The organism is Streptomyces sp. NPDC107575, from assembly GCF_055657265.1.
This window is the reverse complement of the sequence record NZ_JBVKBG010000014.1, coordinates 52405-56402: the sequence shown is the minus strand read 5'-3', so window position 1 is coordinate 56402 and position 3998 is coordinate 52405. Positions and strand designations below refer to the sequence as shown.

Sequence of the window (3998 nt, the reverse complement as noted above, 5' to 3'; positions counted from 1 at the left end):
TGTGAAGTCTCATCAATGCTGCGGTTAGAGCGTGTTTCTGGCCTGTAGTGCTGCATGAGCAGTGAGACTGCTTTGAGGCGGATGGGCGGGGCTTTCGTGTCTCTGACTTGCTATGCAGCAAGTCAGTTGAGAATGCTGCAAATGTAGTGAGACCTCGATAAGGCCTCTCACGGTTGGGGCCTAGACGAATAGATCCGATGTGCGTAGCAGTCCCGAACGCGGGGGTCAGGGGGCCCGCAGGGCGAGGGTATTGGGATCGCGCGGGGAGACAGGCGAGGCCGGGACCAACTGCGAACGAGTGAGTGCTGTGCCGACAACGGCATAAGGTCGAAGATTTCAACGCTCCAACGCACACCATCTGGAGAAGACTTCACTGGCGTGGTTCGATTGAGTCAGAAATTCGCCCAGTTCCGCAGGGAACTTTGGACGGTGTCGCTTTCCAGCTGGTGTCCTCGGTCCAGGCTTTTCAGGTGCGCGGTGGTGTTTGTCATGCGGTCGGGGTAGTACAACTCGGGTGCCAGACAGTCGGGGCAGTCACTGAGTAGGCAGAACGGCGTTAGGGGGATGGGTTTTTCCTCCGGCGTGACGAGATAGAGACTGTCGTCCGCCAAGGGATGGGTCAACTGGAACGAGGTGGGTGCGAAGTCGGGGTGGTCTCCCATCAGCGCCAGGCCCGATACGCTGAACGATCCGGCGGCGGGCTGCCAGTGGAGCCGTTCCGCGTGGACCCATCGGCTGCGGGCCAGGAACGTACACCCTGACAAACTGCTGTGCATCAGCTTCTCGATCTGCTCGAGGCTCCTTTCGAGCTCTGCCCGGGTGCGTGGCCCGGCACCGTGACGGATCTTGTTCCGAAGGGTGACGAGACCACCGAGGTCGGCAAGCAGGCCTTTCCCGCCCTTCTTTCCTGCGGCCGCTGCGGGTAGCCCCGCGGCGGGGTCGCCGTGCTCCCGCGCATCTTCGGCCACTGCCCTGATCACCGCTACCCAGTGGCCGAGGGACACGCCGCCTTGCCGAACGGACTGTGTCCACTGGTCGATTGGCTGCAAACTCTGGCGGCCCCGGTCAGTTGCCAGCGCAAGCGCCATGATGCCCAGCGAGAGGATCAAGGACTCCACGCACTGGATCGCTGCCTCATGTTGCTCCGCCGGTGACGGGGCGTGCCGGAACTTCCGCACCGCGCGGGCGATGGCATAGGGGTAGGTTTCCTGGAAGAGCTTGTACGGCTCATTCTGCTGGCGCAGGTTCTGTGCGGTGAGGGAACTGATTGAGGCCGCCTCGTCGAGACGTGACAGTCGTGCGGCGCTCGTGCCGCTCTCGAAGATGTGCGTCTGCATCCGGCGGAGCTCGTTCAGGATGCGTTCGGCCTCGCGCTCCCCTTCCCTCAGCTGATCGAGGGCGGCACGGATGTGGGAGTGGTCGCCATCGCACCGAGGGATCCACACGTCGCCCATGCTGCGTGCCCTGATACGCGGGATGACACTGTTCTTCGGGAGCTGTCGTTCGGCCGCGGGGCTAGCCAGATAACTGGCCACGTACTCCGGGGGCAGCAACTCACGGGTTATGCGGACAACGACAAGCCCCTGACCCGGCTGGACGCCCTCGTACTGGTGCGGCAGCGTGGTCCAGTGCCGATTCCCGGCGAGGTCCCGGCCGACGATGTCGCCCTGCCTCAGCCGGTGCCGAGGCTCGCGTTCGTCCGTACGGCAGGGCAGGTCCGCCACGTCCGGCAGCGTGCTGGACAGGAGGACTGGAGTCAGGACACGCCGACGTGGATCACTGGTGTCTTCGTCCGGTTCTGCGCTCAGCTGGGCCTTGCGGACGGACCCCGCGAAAACGTCGGTGAAGTCTCCCAGCCGGACGCCCCCTTGGGCTGACCGCTGCCCTTCGTACAGGGCGCGATACCGCTCAAGTGAAAGGTCATAGCCCTGCTCGGCGACTTCCGAGCGTTTCACGCAGAAACTCTGCTCCGATCGGGCGCGTTGGCGTTCGCTCCCGCTTCGATGCGTCCAGCGGCGCAACAGATCGGGAAGGTTGTTCTGTGCATGGTCGGAAGTGTCGAGCGCGCGTTCCGGAATTGCTCCCAGCTTGTCTTCCGGCAGCAGCGGCGCACGTCTGCCATCCAGGCTCCAGCCGTCCGCCACCAGGTCGTAGAACCAGACGTCGCCGGAGCTGCCAGCATTCTTGGTGAAGTACAGGATCGCTGGCGACATCCCCGTGTAGGGCTGGAAGATTCCGCTGGGCAGCTTCACCACGGCTTCCAGGCCATGTTCGTCCACCAACATGCGGCGTATCTCGACGTGTGCCGGCGACGTGCCGAACAACAGCCCCGCTGGCACGACGATCGCGGCACGGCCGCCGGGCTTCAACAGCTGCAAAGCGAGAGCGATATGGAGGATCTCGCCGCGTCTCGTGCGGACGGTCTCGAGCAACTCCGGCGCGACCGCCTGGTAATCCCGCTGCTCCCCGAAGGGAGGGGTGGCCAGGACAACCGAGTAGCGCCCGGCCTCCGTAGTGGCGCCCGCGCCCAGGCCGTCGTGGCGGCTCACGCTGGCGCTGGCAAACCCGTGCAGCATCAACCGCAGACTGCTCAAACGCATCATTGTGGGGCTACTACCGAAGCCACACAGGCGGGGGGTGCTGCGCATCGTGGGCCGTTGTGCGAGGTCTTGGGGGAGTAGTGGCTCCACGTGCTGGGCGGCAGCGGCCAGGAACTCCCCGAGGCCGCAGGCCGGATCGCACACGGTGTCGTCGGCTCCGGGCGCGGTCATTTCGGCCATGAGAGCCGCCAAATGGCGTGGCGTCGTAAAGAAGCGGTACCGGTCGGCGACGGTCATTCGCTCGAGGAGACATTCGTACAGCCCGACTGCAGCTGTGTCGGTTCCTGATAGTGCCGCCTCGATCAGGTCGACGGACCTGGCCAGCAGGTTTGGCGTGGGTACCGCAAAACGCGCGTCTTCGAGGTGCTGCGAGTAGGGCATCCCGCCAGTCCCGTGACGTCGCAGCAGGGGGAGCATTTCGTCGGCAAGCGTGGCGTACAGGCGCGGCGGCGTCATGCGGATGAGCTCGCCCCACCGAAGATGCCGTTCGCTTTCGGTGAAGACCGGCTTATCGGGGGAGCCTTCACCCAGGTCGGCTCCTCGTTCCCAGGCCTTTTGGGCCTGATCGAGTTCCCGGAGATATAGCAGGAAGGACACCTGGTCGAGGATCTCCAGCGGGTTGGAAACCCCGGCAGACCAGAAGGCGTCGACAAGCTGTCCGGCAGTGCGCTTGAACCCGTCGTCTGTCACGTACCGGAGGGTATCCACATCATGTGCCACCGTGCCTGCGCGCTCCGGATGGCCCCGCAGTGGCGCAGAGCGGGATCACAGCAGCCGTGCGCACGGCACGGGCATGACCACGCGCCGTGATTCGCCTGGCCGCCCGGCAACTGTGGCCCTTGTCAGCCGGGTTGACGTGGCAGGATGAGGATGCACGTGGAGTGGGGGGCAGTGAGTAAGTACCGCGAGTTTGTCTACCTGTCGGATGCGAAGCTTCAGCAATTCTCGCAGCCGCAGCGGTTGACCATGCCTAGTGCCCTGCGGCTGAACACCCCGGTGGGCGGCATCGACGTCGACGTGCCCGCGGCCGACGGCGAGCGAAGCCGGATGCGGCAGCTGGAGAAGATCGACAAACACCTGGGACAACAGGCGGAATGGTTCGCCCAGCCGGGGCTGCGTCCGGGGCAGTGGATATGGTTCGAGACGCCGCTGCGCTGTGTCGCGCTGCAGGGCGATTTCCAGCACATGGTGCTCTTCGTCGACCCCGCCCCGGGGGAGGACCCGGGCTACGAGACGGACTGCCGCCTGCTGCTGCACGGATCCTCTCGCCACCTGCGCGGGTTCACTCCCGTCGCGGTAGAGAGCTCGGCACTGGAGGGCATCGCGGGGGGATCCAGCTTCGCTGAGACTTTCCTGACGACTGCGGGTCAGGCGGTACGCGCCCTGTCTCTGGAGCAT

2 protein-coding genes are annotated in these 3998 nt (G+C 65.0%); one reads left to right on the top strand and one right to left on the bottom strand.

What is annotated here, in order from left to right:
- Nucleotides 1–392 precede the first annotated feature (392 nt).
- Nucleotides 393–3290, bottom strand: coding sequence for an N-6 DNA methylase (locus ACZ7L4_RS42310; protein WP_472110525.1), 2898 nt, complete (start codon nt 3288–3290; stop codon nt 393–395).
- A 201-nt stretch (nt 3291–3491) separates the two neighbouring features.
- Between ACZ7L4_RS42310 and ACZ7L4_RS42305 the strand changes: the two genes are divergently transcribed.
- Nucleotides 3492–3998 (top strand): SAVMC3_10250 family protein (locus tag ACZ7L4_RS42305; RefSeq protein ID WP_472110523.1); only part of this gene is annotated, 507 nt, incomplete at its 3' end.